Raw genomic sequence first — 20,567 nt, 5'->3', positions numbered from 1 at the left:
GACAGAGATACGACAGGATCAAGCTCCGGGGTGCTTTGAGCAAAGATTGCAATCTGATCGGATGCTTGCCGTAACATTCAAAAACATCTGCGATCTTTAGCGCAATAATCGAAATTGGGGCTTGACCCGCCAAATCCGCCTCACTAGGGTGCAGCGCATCAAGACCGGGCGGACAGCCTGGCTTGTGTCATGGATCCAGAGGCTGAAAGAGGCCGATTGATCAAGGCGGTACGAAAATGTACCACACTGTCCAAAACCGGGCCTCAAACGCCCGCAAGCATCAAAGGACCGGGACGACATGATGATGTCGCTCATTCTAGTAGTGGTAGGAAAGCGCGCCTCCGCGGCGGGATAATCCCGGACGGACAGGATGGCGCGCGACCAAGGCTCCCCAAGGGGCCTTTTTTTGTACCCCCCTCCTGACAGCGCTTCCAAAACGACCCAACCGGACCTTTGACGCCGCATGCGGATGAGGAAACAACAAGAACTGACGAGCCAAAACCTGACTGTTTCAGGTGCTTGAATTGAGGACGAGAACGAATGACACGGGAAATGACCGGCGCCGAAATGGTCATACAGGCGCTGAAAGACCAGGGAGTTGACACGATCTTCGGCTACCCGGGCGGTGCAGTGCTTCCCATCTATGACGAGATCGTTCAGCAGGAAGGCCTTGAGCACATTCTTGTGCGCCACGAGCAGGGCGCCGGCCACGCGGCCGAAGGATATGCCCGCTCCACCGGCAAACCAGGTGTTGCGCTGGTCACGTCCGGCCCTGGTGCGACCAACATGGTCACCGCACTGACCGATGCCATGCTCGACAGCATTCCGCTCGTCTGCATTTCCGGGCAGGTCCCAACCCACCTCATTGGCAACGACGCCTTTCAGGAATGCGACACGGTTGGCATCACCCGTCCCTGCACCAAGCACAATTGGCTGGTGCGCAACGTCGACGACCTGCCGCGCATCCTGCACGAGGCCTTTTATGTCGCAACTTCCGGCCGTCCCGGTCCGGTTGTTGTCGATGTCCCCAAAGACGTTCAGTTTGCAACCGGAACCTATCAGGGGCCGACGCCAAACCCCGCGGCTGCGCACAAAAGCTACCGTCCGCAGGTCAAGGGTGACGCCGCAGGCATTCGCCATGCTGCCGAATTGATGGCAGCTGCGAAGAAGCCGATCCTTTATACGGGTGGCGGGGTGATCAACTCCGGAACGCAAGCCTGCCAGCTGCTGCGTGAACTGGTTTCGCTGACCGGCTTCCCGATCACATCGACATTGATGGGCTTGGGCGCTTATCCGGCTTCCGGGGACAACTGGCTCGGCATGCTGGGCATGCATGGTACGTTCGAAGCCAACATGACGATGCATGACTGCGACCTGATGGTGTGCATCGGCGCGCGTTTCGATGACCGCATCACCGGGCGCACCGACGCGTTCTCACCGAACTCGCGCAAGATCCATATCGATATAGACCCCTCTTCGATCAACAAGACCATCAATGTCGATCTGCCGATCATCGGCGACGTCGGTCATGTTCTTGAGGATCTGGTGCGCATCTGGCGCTCTTCGTCCTTGAAGGCGGATGAAAGTGCGATGAAAGCCTGGTGGGAGCAGATCGATGCGTGGCGGGCGCGCAATTCACTTGCCTATAAGCCCAATTCCGACGTGATCATGCCGCAGCACGCGATCCAGCGTCTTTATGAACTGACCAAGCACCGCAAGACCTTCATCTCCACCGAGGTCGGTCAGCACCAGATGTGGGCGGCGCAGTTTTACGGCTTCGAAGAGCCGAACCGCTGGCTCACGTCCGGCGGGCTTGGAACCATGGGTTACGGTCTGCCTGCGGCCATTGGCGCTCAGGTTGCCCATCGCGATGCACTTTGCGTGGACATTGCCGGAGATGCCTCGATCCTGATGAACATTCAGGAGATGTCGACTGCCGTTCAATACGGCCTGCCGGTCAAGGTCTTCATCCTGAACAACCAATATATGGGCATGGTGCGTCAGTGGCAGCAACTGCTGCACGGCAACCGCTTGTCCCATTCCTATACCGACAGCCTGCCCGACTTCGTCAAGTTGGCAGAAGCTTATGGCGGTGTCGGTTTCCGGGTGGAAAAACCGGCTGATCTGGACGGTGCCATCGAAGAAATGATCGCAATCGACAAACCGGTCCTTTTTGACTGCCGCGTCGCCAATCTCGCCAATTGTTTCCCGATGATCCCCTCGGGCAAGGCTCACAATGAAATGCTGCTGCCGGACGAAGCCAACGACGAAGCAGTTGCCAACGCAATCAGTGCTGAAGGCAAATCTCTCGTCTAAGGCGACCAGGCAAAGGAATTTTGAACATGAACGCACAAAATGTAGATGCGCCTTCCGCCTATTTCCTGGCGGAGGTCAGCAATGAGATCGAAACTCACACGCTATCGCTCCTCGTCGACAACGAACCGGGCGTGCTCGCCCGTGTGATTGGTCTCTTCTCCGGCCGGGGCTACAACATCGACAGTCTGACCGTGTCGGAAACCGAGCATGAGAAGCACCTGTCGCGGATCACCATCGTGACCACCGGCACCCCGATGATCATCGAGCAGATCCGTCATCAGCTCGATCGTCTGGTGCCTGTTCACCGGGTAACCGACCTGACGGTGCGGGCCCGACGGGCCAACCAGGACAAACCCCTGGAACGCGAGCTCGCGCTGGTCAAAGTCGTTGGTGACGGCGACAAGCGGCTTGAAGCACTGCGCCTCGGCGATGCCTTCCGGGCAACCGTGATCGACGCGACCACGGATCATTTCGTCTTCGAGATTACCGGACGCACGTCCAAGATCGAACAGTTCATCGCTATCATGAAACCGCTTGGGCTGGTTGAGGTCTCCCGCACAGGTGTTGCTGCTGTTCAGCGTGGTCCAGAAGGGCTCTGACCCCTGGCACCAATATCCAAGAGCTTTAAGAAGAAAGGCCGGCTGCTTATATGCAGCTGGCCTGTTTCTTTTTCGGACTGTTCATGCCCTTTGATCTTTCAACCTATCTTGCCCGAATAGGTCTTCCCGAGTGCCCGCGCACTCTTGAAGGCTTGCGGAAGCTTCAAGCGGCCCAGATCGCTTCCATTCCATTTGAAAACGTTCTGCCTTTTCTGGGGCAGGTACCGGATCTTGACGACGACGCGCTCTGGCAAAAACTCGTGCTGGATCGAAAAGGCGGCTATTGCTTTGAGTTGAATGCCTTGCTGACAAGAGCCCTTTCAGCTCTTGGCCTTCCCAGTCAACGTGTGCTTGCCCGGGTTCGAATGGGCGCAGCGGAAGGCGGTGTTCGGTCACATCAGGCACATATCGTGGAAATGGATGGAGCCGACTGGCTGCTGGATACCGGCTTTGGTGGCCAGGCACCGGCAGAACCGATCAACCTCTCTACAAGCGGGGAACAGCCTGTCCGGGACCAGACTTACCGCATGCGGTTTGACACCGCTGAAAACGAAGAGGTTCTAGAGCGAAAGACCACCGCAGGCTGGGTGCCGCTTTATGGGTTTGACCGGGTGTCACCCAAGCAGGTCGATGTGGAGGCTGCCAACTATCTTTGCGCCAAATGGCCGGAGATTTCCTTTTCGTCTTCCATCAAGTTCTACCGGTTGACCGACGACGGATGGATCAGCTTTCAAAATGGCCTTGCAGGCTATACGTCAAACGGCGTCAAGGCGTCACGCACCATCTTAACCTCAAGCGACCTCTCCCGATTTATGCGTGAAGACCTCGGTCTTGGGTACAACGATGCCGACATCGACGCGGTTGCGAAACGTCTCGCTACCCTGCCTCCGCCTGCTGTCACCAGCTAACGCTGTCCTTCGCGGACGACACGCGGGCTACGCGTAGTATCCCTCCCGCAGATTTATACCGTGCTCCACAAAGGCTTTCAGACAACACAGCATTTGCGTCCAACCCTCGCAATTCCCATAGGATGCCTTGCTGCCTTTGGCAGTTTCCCCCCAGCCTTCCTCGCTGATGGTTATCAGCGTCCTGCCATCATCAAGTTCGCTGAGTTCCAGGGTAACCGTTGTTTCGCCTTGGTCCTCGCCATCTGTCTGTTCATCAGACGCCCAGTGAAGAACAATTTTCCGATCTTTGACGACTTCGCTCACCCTGACTGGGAATTGACCGGGAAATTCTGCAAAGCTCCATAGGACGGTTGCTCCGGGCTCCATACGCCCAACAGCGCCTCCGGTGGTGAAATAACCTGACAAACGGTCTGGATTGACGATGGCTTCAAAAACCTCAGACACCGGTTTGGATATCCGGCCGGATACGCTGAACGACAACATGGTTCTATCCTCGCTTCACATCTTCAGTTTTTGCCGGCAAAGGTCACCAGGTTTTCAAGGTGATAACTCCACCCTTGCCTGTGCGCCGCTATCAAGTCTCGTTGCTCTGCTTCCGGCGCAGCTTGCCACCCACTGTGAACAAGCCTGATGTGGCTCCCCGCCTTCAAAGCTGAGATCTGGAAGCTGACTTCAGTCTCAAATGACCAGCCTTCATCCCACCATTTCAGCAACAGGAAATTCGGCGCCTGGATCTCAAGAACCCGCCCGTGGGTATGATGCTCTCCGGCTGCATCTTTCCAGGGCTCAAAAAACCTGCCGCCGGAAACCGGGTCCAGAACAACCCCCTCCCCCCACCAGAGGCGCGGGCTTACAAGAATGTCCCAAAGGTGCTCCGCAGGTGCCTGGCACTCTTTTGCAAGGTCGATTTGAACAGCAGACATGGCAACTCGCCTTCATGTGTCTTGCAACACAATCTATCATGTTATATTTTTATAACATGTCAAGCAGCGATGATTCAGACAGAATATTCAAGGCTCTGGCCGATAGACGAAGACGACGGATGCTGGATCTTCTGAAAGGCGGTCCTCAAACGACAGGCGCACTCTGTTCCGCCTTCCCTGAGCTGGATCGCTGCACGGTGATGCAGCACATGCGTGTTCTGGAAGCTGCAAATCTCATCATCGTTCAGCGCAAGGGGCGCGAACGCTGGAATCATCTCAATGTTCTGCCGATCAGAGACATCTATGACCGCTGGATCGGCGAATATGCGGAAAGCGCTGTCGAGTTGATGGCGAAGCTCCGCACAGACCTTGAGACCCCGGCGAATTGAAGCTGGAATTTTGTCCGGAACATCCTTCTTATTGACGTTTGCCGACCTAGACGCGACGCAAACGAGCGCGTATACGACACCGGCAATTTATGCCATCGAAGACGCTGCTTCGGTCCCATGGCAACTTCAGGACAAGAGAAGGCAAAACGCCCATGATTCATGGTCTTTCCCGGCCGAAAAATCAGATCCGCTGGCTGCTGCTTGAAGGCATTTCGCCGACAGCGCGCGCGGTTCTTGAAAAGAACGGCTACACCAATGTGGAAGTCCTGCCGGGTGCCCTGGAGCAGGATGCCCTTATCGAGAAGCTGCAGGGTGTCCAGATCCTTGGTATCCGCTCTCGAACGCAAGTAACTGAAGCCGTTCTCGAGGCAGCCAAGAGCCTTGTCGCCGTCGGTTGTTTTTCGGTTGGCACCAACCAGGTTGATCTTTCTGCCACGTTGAACCGTGGCATACCGGTCTTCAACGCCCCATTTTCCAACACCCGATCAGTCGCGGAGCTGACGATTGCCGAAATCGTCATGCTGATGCGTGGCGTTTTCCCGAAATCGACCGCAGCCCATGAAGGCCGCTGGCTGAAAAGCGCGGTCGGATCCCACGAAATTCGCGGCAAGACGCTCGGGATCGTCGGCTACGGCAATATCGGTACACAGCTTTCCAACCTTGCTGAAGCCATGGGCCTCAGGGTCATCTATTTCGACCTGGTCGACAAACTCCAGCATGGCAACGTCATACCGACCGATAGCCTGGATGCGCTGCTTGGTGAATCGGACGTGGTGTCCCTGCACGTTCCCGATACGCCCGGTACGCGCAACATGTTCAAGGCCGAACAGATCGCTGCCATGAAAAAGGGTGCGTTCCTGATCAACAACGCTCGTGGTCAGGTGATCGATATTGACGCTCTTGCCGATGCTCTGAAGTCAGGCCATCTGGCCGGCGCTGCGATTGACGTTTTCCCGGTTGAGCCAAAATCCAACAAGGATGAGTTCATTTCTCCGCTGCGCGGCCTGAACAATGTCATTCTGACCCCGCATGTTGGCGGTTCGACAGAAGAAGCCCAGGACCGGATTGGGGAAGAGGTCTCCAAGCGTCTGGTGGAATACTCCGATGTCGGTTCCACAATCGGTGCGGTTTCCTTCCCGCAGGTGCAGCTCTCAAGAGGCTCGGACGCGACGCGTTTCATTCAGGTGCACCACAATGCACCCGGAGCCATGAGAACTTTGAACGACCTCTTTACCCGGCACAACCTGAACATCTTCTCTCAGCACATGCAGTCTCATCAGGACATCGGTTATGTGGTGCTGGACGTCGACACGCCGGTGGAGCAGCCGGTCGAAATCCTGGAAGAAATTCGCAGCCTGCCCAACACGATCAGAGCAAGGTTGCTCAACCGCGTCTGACAAGCAAAGCAGATGAGGCCCCGCCTGCATCGGCGGGGCCGATCTCAGTCGATCGGATCGATCACGAGAAGCAGTCTTGCTCCTACGCTTTCATCGACAGCAGGAGATCGGTGCAAAAGCCCAGTTCGCTCCTCACCGGACCATGCACTGCCACGAAAAAGGGCGACTGCGCCACGTTTCACACTTTTGATGCGTGACGGTTCGGACAGGTCTTCCTGCGGGACATAGTCCGTGCCGGGCCCCCGGTAAGTGCAAAGCAAACGCGCCGGAACATTGTCCATATGAAACTTCGGGCACATCATCTCGTCAGATACGTCCAGGCGGATCCGCATCTGTCGGACGTTCAGCGTTTTGCTCAGCATCACTGCCAATGCGGCAATATCACCGGTCAAGATGTCGCGTTCAGAACTTGATGGGATTTTTGCCTGTTCGCAGGCGGCAATCGCAGCCGTTTCCGCCAAATGAACCGGCACGGTCGTCCTTAACTCCGGAAGGCTTTCCACCGGCAATCCGTCAATCCAGTCCACAAATGCAGGTTCGCAAGTCCTGTTCCAGATCGACGCAGCCACCCCGCGCAGATGGATATCTGCGAGGATCTCCGGTTCAGGCCCACTCATGACATCGCTTGCCACTCGATAGGGCGTATCATCCATCGCTTCCAGGATAGTCATGCTGCTTCTTCCACCCGGCGCCAGCGCGGAAAGGGATCCGGCAATTGCTGGAATGAATTCAGATCATCACCGGCACTTTCGTCAAGCAGACATTGGTCCAGTCGTTCCTTGATCGTTGGCCAGTCGATACCGGAGCCGATAAACACCAACTCCTGACGCCGGTCCCCAAAGGGCTCGACCCAATTGGACCGAGCATAGGCTTGCGCCCGCGGATCCTGAGGCCATTGGCTCGGCGGGACTGATGCCCACCAGGTTCCGATCGGGCTCACGCTGGAGAGTGCCCCGGCCAGTGAGAACTCCGCGACCCATTCGGGCCGTGTGGCGATCCAAAAATGCCCTTTGGCACGGATGACGCCTTCAAGCGGGCTATTGAGCACCTCATGGATTTTCACAGGATCGAAAGGACGACGGGCTCTGTAGACGAAGGATGTGACACCGTATTCTTCTGTCTCTGGCACATGTTCAGCGAACCCATAAAGTTCCTTGGCCCACAAGGGGTGTTCGTGCGCCTTTTGAAAGTCGAACAGTTTTGTATCGAGCACTTCCGAGGGATGGATATCGCCATAATCCACTTCAAGGATCCGGGTGTCCGCGTTTAGGCTCCGGATGATCTTGCGGGCGGCATCAACCTGTTCCGGCCGTGCGGCGCTGACTTTGTTGAGAACAACAACATCTGCAAACTCTATCTGGTCGGTAAGAAGATGCACGAGTGTGCGTTCATCTTCGTCTCCAAGGACCTCGCCTCTGTCGCGCAGAAAATCGTGACTTGAGAAATCGTTCAGCAGATTGACCGCATCGACAACCGTAACCATGGTATCAAGTCGGGCAACATCAGACAGGCTCTGCCCTGCTTCATCGCGAAACTCGAAAGTCGCCGCAACCGGCAAAGGCTCTGAAATGCCCGTCGATTCAATCAGGAGATAGTCGAATTTGTTCTCAGATGCCAACCGCTGAACTTCGATCAAAAGATCATCACGCAATGTGCAGCAAATGCAGCCGTTAGACATTTCAACAAGGGTCTCTTCGGTCTGGCTAAGCTCTGAGCCGCCGGCACGCACAAGATCGGCGTCGATATTGACTTCGGACATGTCATTGACGATGACCGCAACCTTGAGACCTTCGCGATTGTTGAGTACGCGATTGAGAAGTGTGGTTTTTCCAGCGCCGAGAAATCCCGACAGCACGGTGACGGGTAAGCGTTTATCTAACATGGCCTCTTCAACCGATTTGTAATGTTATTACATTACAACTAGTCTGAAAAAGCATGGGAGGCAAGTGGGGTTTTGCGAGAAAAAACGCTGCGGCGTTGTGCCAAATCGAAATCACAAGCGAACTTGAGCACACTGAGACGTAGAGCCTGCATTCAAGGGGCAACATGACATCTGGCAGTCAATCCGACGAGACCATTCCCGGGCAACTGCCGCAAGGCAATCTGATCGTTTTTGACGGTATCTGCCTGGTCTGCTCCGGGTTTGCGCGTTTCATGGCACGACACGACAAAACCGCGGATTTCAGGTTCGTTGACGCGCAGTCTGAAACCGGCCGCTCACTTTACGAAAAGTATGGCCTTGATGCCGACCTCATGGAGACGAATATCGTCATAGTCGACGGTCAAGCCTACACAAAGATGGCCTCGTTCACCGCAGCCATGCACAGCATCGGATGGCCCTGGAAGCTGCTGACTGTTTTTGATTTTCTGCCCATCGGTGTTGGAAACTGGCTTTATGACCGGATTGCGCAAAACCGCTATCGTCTTGGACGCCGTGCATGTCCCCTTCCCTCAAAAGAGTTGAAAGACAGGCTGATTGACTGAAACCGTCTCTCCAAAAAGGATCGTCATTCTCGGCGGCTATGGGGTGTTCGGCGGCAAACTTGCCGCAGCTCTGCTGCGCAAAAACACTTTTGATGTCATTGTCGCAGGTCGGAGCCTTGCAAAGGCAGAAGCCTTTTGTCGGAAAAATGGTGGCAAACCGGTTCAGCTGGACAGCTCTGCGAAGGACTTTGAAGACAGTCTTGCAAGGCTATCGCCCTTTGTGATTGTCGATGCTGCTGGTCCGTTTCAATCCTACCAGGAAGGTGACTATCGGGTTGCCCAAGCCGCTCTCAAGGCAGGCAGCCACTATCTCGATTTTTCCGACGACGCCGAATTTACAATGGGCATATCTTGCCTCGATGAACTCGCCAAGAAGCGTGAGCTTGTTTTGCTCTCCGGCGTCTCAAGCGTTCCTGCATTGTCGTCTTCAGCTGTTGACGCCTTGAGGTCGGCGTTTTCACGGCTCGACCTCATCGAAACCACACTGTTGCCAGGTAACAAGGCACCACGAGGACTTTCCGTCATTCAGGCAATCCTGGCACAGGCAGGACATCCGCTTGTTGTCACCCGTTCAGGACAGATCGAAACTTTCACCGGTTGGTCAGGACTGTCTCGCCGGAAAATCGGTCCTGCCGGGCAAGACGGCCTTCCTCCGCGTTGGTCTTCTCTTATCGGTGCTCCCGACCTTGCGCTCTTTCCAAAGCATTTTGAGGCCGGAACTGTACTGTTTCGGGCCGGACTGGAACTTTCCGTCATGCATCTCGGACTCTGGCTGCTTTCCTTGGGAGTTCGGCTGAAACTCATGAATTCTCTTGTTCCAATGGCACGGCCTCTCCAGCTTGCAGCGAAGACCCTGAAGCCCTTCGGGTCCGATCGTGGCGGCATGGAGGTCAAATTGTCCGGTCTCGATCCTCAAGGCGCTCCACTCAGCAAAAGCTGGACATTGATCGCAGAAGAAGGAGACGGGCCTCAAGTGCCCGCGATTGCCGCTGAAGTTCTGTGTGTACGCCTGTTGGACAGGCAAGTAGTACCGGGCGCGCGCGCCTGCCTTGGTGAAATCAAACTCAACGAGATTGAACCTGCCATCGCAGGACTTAAGGTTAGGTGTTTCAACGCCGCCGACCCAAGCCCAACGGTGTTTCAAAGGGCGTTGGGCAATGAATTCAATTCCTTGCCAGGTTCAGTTCAGGCACTTCATACGGTGTTTGATCGGCATCGTTGGATAGGTGAAGCCAAAGTGTCTCGTGGACGCTCCCTTGTAGGCAATATCCTTTGCAACATCATTGGGTTTCCACCAGCACATGACCGAACGCATGTTGAAGTGACGATTGAACGACGCGGCGGCAAAGAGGTCTGGCAACGCAACTTTGGCGGAAAGATCTTCAGATCGGTACTGTCGCCAAGAGACCGATTGGGCCAAGGCCATGTTTACGAGCGCTTCGGACCGATGCGATTTGAGATCGACCTGACGCGCACCGGAACAAAGCTTCGCTACCCGGTCTCTCGCGGCACAGTGTTTGGCATACCGCTGCCCTTGTGGCTTCTTCCCGTCAGCGAAGCCAGTGAATATGAATTGGACGGTCGCTTCCGGTTTGATGTGAAGATCTCACTGCCATGGTTCGGAGAGCTCGTTCACTACCAGGGTTGGCTGTCTCCGGCCAAAACAGATCAGCGCTGACCCTCCAACATCAGTTGTAGAAGACCGTTTTCGGCAGCTGCGCTCATATGCAGAAAAACTGCCGACTTTCTCCCAAGGGCCTCAAAGGTTGCCCGATAGACAGACCTGCAGTCTGCAACTGGGAGCAAGATATGACCGAAGACACGTTTCAACCCTGGCTCTGGTTCCGTCACGACAATCGGCGCTGGATCGGCGCTTCAGAGTGCGCACTCGCCGGCCTTCTGGTCGCCTATTCTGTTGCCTGGATGCTCAAACAGGAAGAGCCTCAGGGAACGATGCTCATCGACCCGTTCCTGGCGGCCGTTTTGGGCGGCATCGGCGGATTGGGTGCCGGCTTCGTATTTTCCGGCTGGTATGGACGACCGGGGCGAAATGGATGGTATTTGTCTGTCTTTGCCGCCGTGCTCGCTCCTTCTTTAGCCGGCGGCCTCGCAGGAACGTGCCTGTTCCCTGGGCCCGGCACGCTTATCGGTGCCTACATGCCCCTTTGGACCTTCCGCTTTCCGCTGACCTTTTCAGTCTGGGCGATCTGCCTTGTTGCTATTCACCTGCATTTGCGAAAACTGAGGGCGGATAGTCCAGCTACGGCGTCTGTATTTGTTAAATAATCAGCACTTCAAAGCGTCTCGAAACATTGTCCTTAGAGACAATTTCTTGTTTGACATCAATGACTTTTGAAACAATGTTGCGATTACAGCCTAATCTCTTCAAGTAAGATCGCAGCCGCGTTTTACGGAATACGAACCATGTCTTCAGTGTCGCGCCTTTCAGTCAATGTCAACGCCGTCGCAATGTTGCGAAATCGCAGGGATTTGCCGTGGCCCAGCGTTACGGGACTTGCCGCGATTGCCATGGAGGCCGGAGCCAAAGGCGTTACGGTTCACCCTCGACCGGATGAACGGCATATCCGGAAAACGGATGTCTTCGATCTGGCCGAACTGATCGAAGACCGTTTCCCGAACAAGGAGCTTTGCCTGGAAGGGTATCCTTCCGCGGACTTCATGCAACTGGTCGAGGAAGCACGGCCCGAACAAGTTCTGTTCGTACCTGACGATCCAAGCCAATCGACCTCGGATCACGGCTGGGATTTTACAAAGGACACGGGAGAACTCGAGACGGCGATTGCAGCCGCAAGAGAATGGACAGTCACCGTTTCACTCTTCTGCGACCCAGATCCCACAACTCCTGAACAGGCAGCACGCCTTGGTGCGGAGCGGATTGAAATCTATACCGGTCCTTATGGCGCTTGCTACGACGATCCCGCACGCGCGCAAAAGGAGCTGGAAAAGATTGCCCTTACGGCAGAAGCAGCAAAAGATTGCGGGCTTGGTGTCAATGCGGGACACGATCTGACCGTTGAAAACATTCCGGCTTTGATCGAACGCACACCATTCATTCGCGAAATGTCGATCGGACATGGTTTCACGGCAGATGCCCTGATTTTTGGTTTTGCAGAAAGCGTTCGAAGGTTCCGCAAATCGATGGGAGAACTTTGAATGCCCGATACGCTGGCGCGACAGGTCGCGTTCCTGTTGGAGGCAGACAAACTCAAGGAAATTGTACGTCTAAATCAGCTTTCCTCCGGAAGCCGGCGGGAAACGACAGCAGAACACTGCTGGCACGTCATTCTTCAGACATTGACGTTTGCCGAGCACGCCGGCAAAGGCACGAACCTAGACCATGTTGTCAAACTGCTGACGGTGCATGACCTCGTTGAGATCGACGCCGGAGATCATTGGGTGACGGAAGACAATGTGGATGCGGTCAAGATCCGGGAGCATAGCGCGTCCGAAAGGTTGTTTGCCCTGCTGCCTGATAGTCAAGCCGAAGAGTTCAGAAATCTTTGGCTCGAATTCGAAGCCAACGAGACGCGGGAAGCGAAATTCGCCAATGCCATGGATGCACTTCATCCAATGGTTCTTGTGTTCGCGTCCGGTCTTGACGACCCCACCCACGAACCCATTTCTGCTGCTGTCTTGCGAAAAACCAAAGAGCCCCGTCTTGCCCCTTTTCCGGGACTTTGGGAATATGCCCAAAGCCTACTGGCCAATGCGGTTCAGACCGGGCGCCTCCTACCCTGACTTTCTCCTCACCTGCCGCGGATAGCGGTCCTGCCTTTTGAGGAACTTGACTGATGAAGATTGATTTATGGCTCGTGTTTGTTGCCGTTTCTCTCCTACCTGCCATAAGTCCCGGCCCGGGTGTCATGCTGGCAATTTCCAACACGCTGCGCTTTGGCCGCAACGCCACTCTCGCGTCCGCGGCGGGAAACGCCGTCGGCCTGGTTGTCATCGGCTATGCGGTTGCCTTGGGGTTCGGCGCTCTGATGGCCACATCGGCCCTCGCCTTCACAGTTTTGAAATTCGTTGGCGCTGCTTACTTGATCTATCTCGGCCTGAAGATTTTATGGGACAAGTCAAGTTTCCAGATACACAACACTGTGCCGGCCAAACGCAAGAAGCCGGTAAAACTCTTCCTTGAAGCATTGCTGGTGTCTGTGACCAATCCGAAGGCCATCCTCGTTATCACCGCGCTGTTTCCGCAATTTATGCAAGCAGAAGGCTTCAGTCTGTTGGAGACAACAATCCTGTCCTTTACTTATGCCTTGCTGTGCTTCGCGAACCACGCGGTCATTGCCTTTGCTGGCGATCACATGAGACGCTTTCTGACCTCGGCCAATCGCATTCGTTGGGTGCGCAGAGTGACCGGCGGCCTGTTTGTCGGTTTCGGTGCGGCACTGGCTTCAGCAAGCCGCTGATACCGATATCAGGCAGCAGGTAGATGCGTTAGGCTGCTTCCACCCTTTTCATTTTCTGGTGTTCCTCTTCAATCAGGCCGATCTTCCAGTAGCCGGAAATATAGGTATCAGCCTTTGGCAGCCGACGTTCATTGTGGAGGTAGTCTCTCAAAGCCCGAATGACCGAGCTTTCCCCGGCAATGCAAGTTTGAACAGTTCCTTCCGGCCAATGCATCGCCCTGACAAAATCGATCTGAGCGGTGGAGGGCTTGTGAACGTCATCCTGGATCAGCCAGTGAACCTCAATTCCCGCAGGAAGTTCCAAGTTGCGAATGTCGTCTTTTGAAGGCACTTCAAAAAGAGCAACGCCCTTGGCGTCGGCAGGCAGCATTTCCAGCGTCGCTTCTGCCACCGGCATTGCCGAAAGATCTGCCGCGACAAGATACCAGTCTGCATAAAATGATGTGATCTTGGGCTGGCTTGGTCCGAAGAACCCCAGGAAAGAACCCTCACTGGCTTGTTGCGCCCACTTGGTGGCAGGACCCTCGTCACCATGAGCAACAAAGTCGATATCCAACTCCAACTGATCGCTGCGGAAGGCACGAACCGTATAAGTTCGAACCGGATGAAGCTTCTTGCCTGCTTCTTCGGCCCCAAAATGTTTCTCGAAAGACTCGCGGCTTTCGTTTTCTCGCGGAAGAACCAATTTGCAATTGGCGCCTTCGTGTCCCAACGGGAAATCAGAAAGCTCGGGTCCCTGAAACGTTACCCTGATGAAGTTAGGGCTCAGATACTTTGCCGACTTGACAGTCAGAAACCTGGGACGGCGTTTTGGTCGAAGTGCCATGACTACCTTTTTTAAGTTGAGTTTCATACTCAAGAAATAGCATCGAATCACCTCCGTTTAAAGATGCTTCTGTTTAAGTTTCTTCGACACACCGTCAGGCAATCAGAAACAAAAAAGCCCGCCGGTTGGCGGGCTTTCTTGCAACAGGAGAAAGGCGATCAATTGCGGATGATCGGCTCTTTCAGCTCTTCCGGCTTTTTGTCCTTGATGATTTCCCAGTTCAAAGTTGCGTTGTTGATATGACCAGGCACATCCTGCTCGAAACGCTCCTGAACTTTCAGGGAGTTGTTCAAATAAAGCTTGCCGTCGACGATCGACCAGGCTTCCGGTACGACCGGCACCTTGAAGCCCATGGCTGCACCAAATGCGCAAAAACCACCGTATTGTGGGGCGTATTTCGCAGGCTCAGCAGCAAACTTGTCGCGGTTTTCTTCAGAAGAGAATTTCCAGGTCACGTCATCATAGGTGAACGTATATTCGTCGGAACCGGCAACCGGCTTGCCTTCGGTGAAATAAGCGACGGGATCAGTGCCGCCGATGGCTGCGCCACCCTTGGTGAAAGTGGTGATCTCGTCAGCGGAAGCTGTGAAGGACACTGCTGAAAACAGGGCTGTCAGACCCAGCAGAACAGATTTGGAGGTGTAAAGCGGCATTGACGTCTCCTTGGCGATTGGGAGAGCGGCGCACTTCTGCACCGCACTGGTCGGAAAATGCCCCTTGACGCTTCTCAATGCCAATCACCCTTGATCACAGAAATGCCAGCCAAACGACAGCAAATTGTGAGTAGACAAATTCAAAGTCCCGGCAATCCCTCTGGTGGCATCGGCTCTCTTGGCGCAATCAATCCGAGTACAAGATAGATCGCCCGTTCAATGTCGTCATTACGAATGTCGATGCCGCACAAAAGGATGCGAAAATAGATGAGACCCAACAACAGATCGATCCTGGTCTCCATGTCAGATTCAAAGGGTGTTGCAATCAGCACTTGACGCAGCATCAGTCTTTGCGATGCCTCGACTTCATCCAGTACCGCCACCAGCCGCAACTCCCGGCGATGGGGAACCAGTGACCTGAGCGCGGGGCCAAGCCGGGTTTGATGCAGCAAAGCGGCATAGTATTGAAGACACTGCTGAAGATCCTGCGCAACGCTGGCGCGTTGTGGTGGAGGCGGCACCGACAGGCGAAAAGCCTCCAGAAGCGCAGCTGCGACAAGCTCCGTCTTGTCGCTGAACCTTCGATAAATGGCTTGCTTGCTTGTGTGGGCACGCGCCGCGATTTCGGCAATTGTCGTCTTCTCAAGGCCGTGTTCAGAAACCTCACTAAGAGCCGCGTCAAGCAAGGCAGACGTAACCCTGTTGTCGAGCGGTCGACCAGCTGGAGGTTTCAAATCTGCCTGCACGACTTCCTCACTCAAGTCAAAACGGTACCCGTTGGAACCGTAATAGTGAGATTATCATTAGGAAACAAGCATCGCCGCTTGATTTTTAAGGCAGATGGACAGCAAAGAGGAGCGGAATGCCGCGTCCACGTGCAGGAGCGCACTGGAACTTCGCGGCAACAGCCGATGAGGAAAAAATGTCAGTTGATACCGATACGGTAAAAAGAGTTGCCCGCCTGGCAAGGATCAAAGTGAGCGAAGATGACGCGACCAGAATGACCGGCGAACTGAACGCCATTCTGGGATTTGTCGAGCAGCTTGACGAAGTCAATATTGACGGTGTCGAACCGCTGACATCGGTGGTTGAACAGACCATGAAGAAGCGTGCAGATGGCATCACCGACGGCAACAAGGCCAACGACATCACTCTGAATGCGCCGGCTTCTGAAGACAACTTCTTCATGGTTCCCAAAGTCGTTGAATAAGAGGCCTTAAGTTCGGGATGAGCTCGCCAGACGCCATCAAAATTGAGGTGGAAAGTCCTTTGTCGCCAGACATGAGAGACATGATCACCGAGTTGAATGCAGTGCTTGGATCGCTGACGCCGGAAGAAGCCAACTACAGCATGACCGCTGATGAGATGGCTGGTCCTGAAACGACCGTCTTTATGGCTCGCGTCGATGACAAAGCGGCAGCATGCGGTGCGCTTTATCGGCACCCTGATGGCATCGGCGAAGTGAAACGCTTCTATGTCCGTCCCGACTACCGGAGGCTCGGACTTGCAAGGCAAATCCTTGATCAAGTCATCGCTCGAGCTGTCGAAGAAGGTTTCGCCGAACTCGTTCTGGAGACCGGACACAACTACAAGGCTGCCCGTCAGCTTTACGAGAATGCCGGTTTTGTCGAATGCGGACCCGTGCTCGACTATCCCGAAAGTCCTTATTCCGTTTTTTATTCCCGGCCGACCAAGGCCCACCAAGAGACCTGATCCATGACCGATCTGACTAAACTCACAATTGCCGATGCCCAAATAGGCCTGAAGAACAAGGACTACACCTCGCTGGAGCTGACCGAGGCATTCCTGAACAACATCGAGGCAGCCAACGCCCAACTCAACGCTTATGTTGCCGTTACCGCCGAAAAGGCCCGCGATATGGCCAAGGCATCCGACGAGAAACTCAGCAAGGGCGAAGGCGGTGTTCTTGAAGGCATACCACTGGGTATCAAGGACCTGTTCGCGACAGAGGGTGTCCACACGCAGGCCTGCAGCCATATCCTCGACAGCTTCAAACCGGCCTATGAATCCACGGTCACGTCCAATCTTTGGGCGGACGGTGCGGTTATGCTCGGCAAGCTCAATATGGACGAGTTCGCCATGGGTTCGTCCAATGAAACCTCCTATTACGGCCCGGTGATCAACCCGTGGCGTAAAGACGGATCCAACCAGGATCTTGTTCCGGGCGGTTCCTCAGGCGGTTCAGCTTCAGCTGTCGCAGCGCGCCTTTGCATGGGCGCGACAGCCACAGACACCGGTGGCTCCATCCGTCAGCCTGCTGCCTTTACCGGAACGGTCGGCATCAAGCCAACCTATGGTCGTTGCTCACGCTGGGGCGTCGTCGCCTTTGCCTCATCACTCGACCAGGCAGGCCCGATCGCACACACGGTTCGCGACAGTGCAATTCTTCTGAAATCCATGGCTTCTGTCGACCCGAAGGACACCACTTCGGTTGATGTCGAAGTGCCCGATTACGAAGCTGCGATCGGCAAGTCCGTAAAGGGTCTCAAGATCGGTATCCCTGCCGAATACCGCATGGAGGGCATGCCGGGTGAAATCGAAGAGCTTTGGCAAAAGGGTATCGCCTGGTTGAAAGATGCCGGTGCTGAAATCGTCGACATCACCATGCCGCACACCAAATACGCCCTTCCCGCATACTACATCGTCGCGCCGGCAGAAGCCTCTTCGAACCTGGCTCGCTATGACGGTGTTCGCTACGGACTGCGGGTTCCCGGCAACGATATTGTCGAGATGTACGAAAACACGCGTGCTGAAGGCTTCGGCGAAGAAGTGAAACGCCGTGTCTTGATCGGCACCTATGTGCTGTCTGCCGGTTACTATGATGCCTACTACCTGAAGGCTCAAAAAGTCCGCACCCTGATCAAGCGCGACTTCGACCTCGCATGGGCCAACGGTGTCGACGCGATCCTGACGCCGGCAACACCTTCAGCTGCTTTCGGCGTTGCCGATCAGGACCTGCACTCAGATCCGGTGAAAATGTATCTGAACGACATTTTCACGGTAACCGTGAACATGGCAGGCCTGCCGGGCATTTCCGTTCCCGCCGGTGTCGACAAGGATGGACTACCGCTCGGTTTGCAACTGATCGGCAAACCGTTTGATGAAAGCACGCTGTTCCAGGTTGGTCAGGTCATCGAAGATGCCGCCGGTTCTTTCGAACCGCAAAAATGGTGGGGCTAGTTGCCCGCGGCATTCCTGCTACAGCTCTCGTGATCTCAAACTAGCGGGAGCAAACCTGAAACGAGGGTCTCTCGGTGCTGTCTCTTATATGCATCTCGGGAGGCCCTTATGGGGTTCTCATACAGCAACTGAATTCCGCCGGTGGCAGGCCTGAGTACCGATTGGAAAACAGGACCGGTCATGACAGATATTGAAACTCTGATCATCGGCGCAGGTGCGGTCGGGCTGGCTACAGCACGCGCACTGGCGCTTTCCGGCCGTGAAGTCATGGTTCTGGAAAGACATAGCCTGATCGGATCTGAAACCAGTGCCCGAAATTCCGAAGTCATTCACGCAGGGATCTATTACCCGACCGGCAGCGTGAAAGCGCGTCTTTGTGTTGACGGAAAACATCAGCTTTACGAGTTCTGCTTGGACAATGGTGTTGGCCATGAGCGTATCGGCAAATTGATTGTCGCCGCGCATGATGCGCAGCTAGACGAACTTCGGAAAATCAAACAGAAAGCCGCGGAGAACGGGGTACGCGATCTCGTTTTTGTGGACCGCGACGAACTGCGTGAACGGGAACCGGCTCTCAACTGTTCCGGGGCGCTCTGGTCACCATCTACCGGTATCATAGACAGCCATGCCTTCATGTTGGCATTGCAGGGCGGTCTGGAGGCAAGTGGCGGTCAGGTGGTTCTGAACACAAATGTCACCAGCATCGAAGCGGAGCTCTCTGGCGGATACCGTGTCCACATCGAAACCGAAGACGGGGAAACATACACCCTCACCTGCAGGGAGCTGATCGTTTCTGCCGGACATGGCGCACCAGGTCTGATGCAGGCGTTTCCGGAGGCCATGCCGCCCAAGGCCTATCTGGCCAAAGGCAACTACTTCAAACTCCAAGGAAAAGCGCCCTTTTCAACGCTGATCTATCCGGTTCCCGAGCCTGGCGGGCTAGGCGTTCACCTAACGCTGGATTTGCAACATCAGGCACGTTTCGGCCCGGATGTGGAATGGGTCGAAGAGTTTGACTACGTTGTCGACCCAGCCCGCGGCGACCGGTTTTATGGAGCCATCCGCTCCTATTGGCCTGACCTTCCGGACGGCTCCCTGGTGCCCGACTATTCTGGCATAAGGCCAAAAATCGCCGGTCCAGGAGAACCAGCTGCGGATTTCAGGATAGAAGGACCGCAATCGCATGGTCTTCATGGATTGGTTGCGCTTTACGGTGTTGAATCCCCAGGGCTGACGGCATCGCTTGCGATCGCTGAGGAAGTGAAAGTCCGTCTCAACTGAACGTCAGTGAACTCTTTCACTTTCCGCTTCCAGAATGCCATCGGCGTCCAGTGCGGCGATCGGAAGCCGCTTGTCGGAGGGAACATCTCCGGACAGTTGCAGGGCAAGGTAGCGCCCACAGCAGACACGCAAAAAACTCGTGAAATTGCCAAGGTCATGACCGGCATCGATGCTCTCGTGATGCAGCTTGGTAATCAGCTGAACCACATTCATGCCGTCTCTGGCAGCGATTTCTTCCAAAACGCTCCAGAAGAATGTTTCAAGACGAACCGATGTCACCATGCCGTCAATACGCAGGGACTTGGTGCTGCTCTCCCAAAGAGCCGGATCGGCTTCAATAAAGAGTTTGCACATATTCTCCTCCAGCTCGCTCTGCAATCACGCTTTCAGGCTGACGCCTCGCGGGTGGCTCACCCCAAACGCCAAATTGGAACTTTTTCAACGCTTCAGGCTAAGAGTACCGCCTCGTGAGAAATATCCCAAACACGTCTCATGTAGACGTATTTGGGATCCTTACCTGTGCCGTTGTCAGGCGGCCAGTGTTCCAACAGAAGAACCGGTTAAGACAGCGTGAAACTGGGCTATCCAGGCAGGATGAGCCGGCCAAGCCGGCGCGGTGATCAGATTGCCATCCGTTACAGCTCCGTCGATGGCAATATCCGCATAGGTCGCTCCGGCAAGCTCTACTTCGGGACGGCATGCCGGATAAGCCGATACCGTGCGACCTTCAACCACCTTGGCGGCCGTCAGGATCTGTGCCCCATGGCAAATGGCGGCAACCGGCTTGGCCGCGTCCATAAAATGCTTCACGGCGTCAATGACCTCAGTTTCGAGGCGCAGATATTCAGGCGCTCTGCCGCCCGGTATCAACAGTGCGTCATAGTCGGCAACGTTCACGTCCGCAAAAGTGGCGTTCAGGGTGAAATTATGCCCGCGTTTTTCCGTATAGGTCTGGTCGCCTTCAAAGTCATGAATGCAGGTAGCCACCGTTTCTCCGGCTTTCTTTCCCGGACAGACAGCGTCAACGGCATAGCCCATTGCGAGCAACGTCTGAAACGGTACCATCGTTTCATAGTCTTCGGTAAAGTCTCCTGTGATCATAAGGATCTTCTTCGCGCTCATGCTTCATCCTCCATCAGCAAACAACGATGGAA

General features: G+C 55.1%; 24 protein-coding genes. 15 read left to right on the top strand and 9 right to left on the bottom strand.

Annotated features, from left to right (window positions below; translation table 11 throughout):
* The first annotated feature begins 540 nt into the window (after positions 1-540).
* The 3 genes from FIV00_RS11350 to FIV00_RS11340 all read left to right on the top strand — a co-directional run bounded on the left by FIV00_RS11350 (position 541) and on the right by FIV00_RS11340 (position 3,823).
* Positions 541-2,316 (top strand): acetolactate synthase 3 large subunit, encoded by a 1,776-nt coding sequence (locus tag FIV00_RS11350; RefSeq protein ID WP_152500853.1) that lies wholly within the window; start codon positions 541-543, stop codon positions 2,314-2,316.
* A 26-nt stretch (positions 2,317-2,342) separates the two neighbouring features.
* Positions 2,343-2,915 carry an acetolactate synthase small subunit gene (gene ilvN / locus FIV00_RS11345; protein ID WP_152500852.1) on the top strand — a complete coding sequence of 191 codons (573 nt, stop codon included), beginning with the start codon at positions 2,343-2,345 and terminating at the stop codon, positions 2,913-2,915.
* Between the two features lie 83 nt (positions 2,916-2,998).
* A complete protein-coding gene (locus FIV00_RS11340) occupies positions 2,999-3,823 on the top strand; it encodes an arylamine N-acetyltransferase (protein WP_152500851.1) in 825 nt (274 codons plus the stop codon).
* Positions 3,824-3,850: 27 nt separating this feature from the next.
* Here the strand turns inward: FIV00_RS11340 and FIV00_RS11335 are convergent, their stop codons facing one another.
* The gene (locus tag FIV00_RS11335; RefSeq protein WP_152500850.1) at positions 3,851-4,306 is read right to left on the bottom strand and encodes an SRPBCC family protein; all 456 of its coding nucleotides are present in this window, start codon (positions 4,304-4,306) and stop codon (positions 3,851-3,853) included.
* A 23-nt stretch (positions 4,307-4,329) separates the two neighbouring features.
* Positions 4,330-4,746 carry an SRPBCC domain-containing protein gene (locus FIV00_RS11330; protein ID WP_152500849.1) on the bottom strand — a complete coding sequence of 139 codons (417 nt, stop codon included), beginning with the start codon at positions 4,744-4,746 and terminating at the stop codon, positions 4,330-4,332.
* 56 nt (positions 4,747-4,802) lie between these two features.
* On the opposite strand from FIV00_RS11330, the gene FIV00_RS11325 reads away from it, so the two are divergent.
* Positions 4,803-5,135, top strand: coding sequence for a helix-turn-helix transcriptional regulator (locus tag FIV00_RS11325; protein WP_152500848.1), 333 nt, complete (start codon positions 4,803-4,805; stop codon positions 5,133-5,135).
* 152 nt (positions 5,136-5,287) lie between these two features.
* A complete protein-coding gene (serA, locus tag FIV00_RS11320) occupies positions 5,288-6,532 on the top strand; it encodes a phosphoglycerate dehydrogenase (RefSeq protein ID WP_152500847.1) in 1,245 nt (414 codons plus the stop codon).
* Positions 6,533-6,576: 44 nt separating this feature from the next.
* Here the strand turns inward: serA and FIV00_RS11315 are convergent, their stop codons facing one another.
* Positions 6,577-7,203 (bottom strand): DUF1826 domain-containing protein, encoded by a 627-nt coding sequence (locus FIV00_RS11315; RefSeq protein ID WP_152500846.1) that lies wholly within the window; start codon positions 7,201-7,203, stop codon positions 6,577-6,579.
* Entirely contained in the window at positions 7,200-8,414 is a 1,215-nt protein-coding gene (locus FIV00_RS11310; protein ID WP_152500845.1) for a GTP-binding protein, read from the bottom strand. The genes FIV00_RS11315 and FIV00_RS11310 overlap by 4 nt, the downstream gene beginning before the upstream one ends.
* Before the next feature lie 164 nt (positions 8,415-8,578).
* On the opposite strand from FIV00_RS11310, the gene FIV00_RS11305 reads away from it, so the two are divergent.
* The 6 genes from FIV00_RS11305 (at position 8,579) to FIV00_RS11280 (ending at position 13,452) form a co-directional block, all read left to right on the top strand.
* Complete coding sequence (locus FIV00_RS11305) at positions 8,579-9,016, top strand: thiol-disulfide oxidoreductase DCC family protein (RefSeq protein ID WP_152500844.1); 438 nt, start codon at positions 8,579-8,581, stop codon at positions 9,014-9,016.
* Positions 9,009-10,694, top strand: a complete 1,686-nt coding sequence (locus tag FIV00_RS11300; protein ID WP_152500843.1) for an SDR family oxidoreductase — start codon at positions 9,009-9,011, stop codon at positions 10,692-10,694. The genes FIV00_RS11305 and FIV00_RS11300 overlap by 8 nt, the downstream gene beginning before the upstream one ends.
* Before the next feature lie 131 nt (positions 10,695-10,825).
* Positions 10,826-11,302, top strand: coding sequence for a hypothetical protein (locus FIV00_RS11295; RefSeq protein ID WP_152500842.1), 477 nt, complete (start codon positions 10,826-10,828; stop codon positions 11,300-11,302).
* Between the two features lie 138 nt (positions 11,303-11,440).
* Complete coding sequence (locus tag FIV00_RS11290) at positions 11,441-12,190, top strand: pyridoxine 5'-phosphate synthase (RefSeq protein WP_152500841.1); 750 nt, start codon at positions 11,441-11,443, stop codon at positions 12,188-12,190.
* On the top strand, positions 12,191-12,775 hold the full coding sequence (locus tag FIV00_RS11285) for an HD family hydrolase (RefSeq protein WP_152500840.1): 585 nt from the start codon (positions 12,191-12,193) through the stop codon (positions 12,773-12,775). It begins immediately after the preceding gene.
* A gap of 53 nt (positions 12,776-12,828) precedes the next feature.
* On the top strand, positions 12,829-13,452 hold the full coding sequence (locus FIV00_RS11280) for a LysE family translocator (protein WP_152500839.1): 624 nt from the start codon (positions 12,829-12,831) through the stop codon (positions 13,450-13,452).
* A 28-nt stretch (positions 13,453-13,480) separates the two neighbouring features.
* On the opposite strand, the gene FIV00_RS11275 is transcribed toward FIV00_RS11280, so the two are convergent.
* The 3 genes from FIV00_RS11275 to FIV00_RS11265 all read right to left on the bottom strand — a co-directional run bounded on the left by FIV00_RS11275 (position 13,481) and on the right by FIV00_RS11265 (position 15,677).
* On the bottom strand, positions 13,481-14,278 hold the full coding sequence (locus FIV00_RS11275; protein WP_152500838.1) for a siderophore-interacting protein: 798 nt from the start codon (positions 14,276-14,278) through the stop codon (positions 13,481-13,483).
* A gap of 158 nt (positions 14,279-14,436) precedes the next feature.
* Positions 14,437-14,931 (bottom strand): YHS domain-containing (seleno)protein, encoded by a 495-nt coding sequence (locus FIV00_RS11270; protein WP_152500837.1) that lies wholly within the window; start codon positions 14,929-14,931, stop codon positions 14,437-14,439.
* 140 nt (positions 14,932-15,071) lie between these two features.
* Positions 15,072-15,677, bottom strand: a complete 606-nt coding sequence (locus FIV00_RS11265; RefSeq protein ID WP_173005958.1) for a TetR/AcrR family transcriptional regulator — start codon at positions 15,675-15,677, stop codon at positions 15,072-15,074.
* A 176-nt stretch (positions 15,678-15,853) separates the two neighbouring features.
* Between FIV00_RS11265 and gatC the strand changes: the two genes are divergently transcribed.
* From gatC to FIV00_RS11245, 4 genes are all read left to right on the top strand, one after another.
* Positions 15,854-16,141 (top strand): Asp-tRNA(Asn)/Glu-tRNA(Gln) amidotransferase subunit GatC, encoded by a 288-nt coding sequence (gene gatC, locus FIV00_RS11260; RefSeq protein WP_152504218.1) that lies wholly within the window; start codon positions 15,854-15,856, stop codon positions 16,139-16,141.
* A gap of 17 nt (positions 16,142-16,158) precedes the next feature.
* Positions 16,159-16,644: a GNAT family N-acetyltransferase gene (locus FIV00_RS11255; protein ID WP_152500835.1), complete on the top strand. Its 486-nt coding sequence runs from the start codon at positions 16,159-16,161 to the stop codon at positions 16,642-16,644.
* A 3-nt stretch (positions 16,645-16,647) separates the two neighbouring features.
* Positions 16,648-18,132, top strand: a complete 1,485-nt coding sequence (gene gatA, locus FIV00_RS11250) for an Asp-tRNA(Asn)/Glu-tRNA(Gln) amidotransferase subunit GatA (RefSeq protein WP_152500834.1) — start codon at positions 16,648-16,650, stop codon at positions 18,130-18,132.
* A gap of 180 nt (positions 18,133-18,312) precedes the next feature.
* The gene (locus FIV00_RS11245; RefSeq protein WP_152500833.1) at positions 18,313-19,413 is read left to right on the top strand and encodes an NAD(P)/FAD-dependent oxidoreductase; all 1,101 of its coding nucleotides are present in this window, start codon (positions 18,313-18,315) and stop codon (positions 19,411-19,413) included.
* A 3-nt stretch (positions 19,414-19,416) separates the two neighbouring features.
* Here FIV00_RS11245 and FIV00_RS11240 read toward each other — a convergent pair whose 3' ends face one another.
* Both FIV00_RS11240 and FIV00_RS11235 read right to left on the bottom strand, forming a co-directional pair.
* The gene (locus FIV00_RS11240) at positions 19,417-19,767 is read right to left on the bottom strand and encodes a ribbon-helix-helix domain-containing protein (RefSeq protein WP_152500832.1); all 351 of its coding nucleotides are present in this window, start codon (positions 19,765-19,767) and stop codon (positions 19,417-19,419) included.
* A 174-nt stretch (positions 19,768-19,941) separates the two neighbouring features.
* Positions 19,942-20,535 (bottom strand): DJ-1/PfpI family protein, encoded by a 594-nt coding sequence (locus tag FIV00_RS11235; RefSeq protein ID WP_173005957.1) that lies wholly within the window; start codon positions 20,533-20,535, stop codon positions 19,942-19,944.
* Positions 20,536-20,567: the final 32 nt, after the last annotated feature.

It is taken from the genome of Labrenzia sp. THAF82, from assembly GCF_009363435.1.
Taxonomy (GTDB): Bacteria; Pseudomonadota; Alphaproteobacteria; order Rhizobiales; family Stappiaceae; genus Roseibium; species Roseibium porphyridii.
The sequence above is the reverse complement of the archived record's forward strand: the minus strand, read 5'-3'. Positions and strand labels throughout refer to the sequence as shown.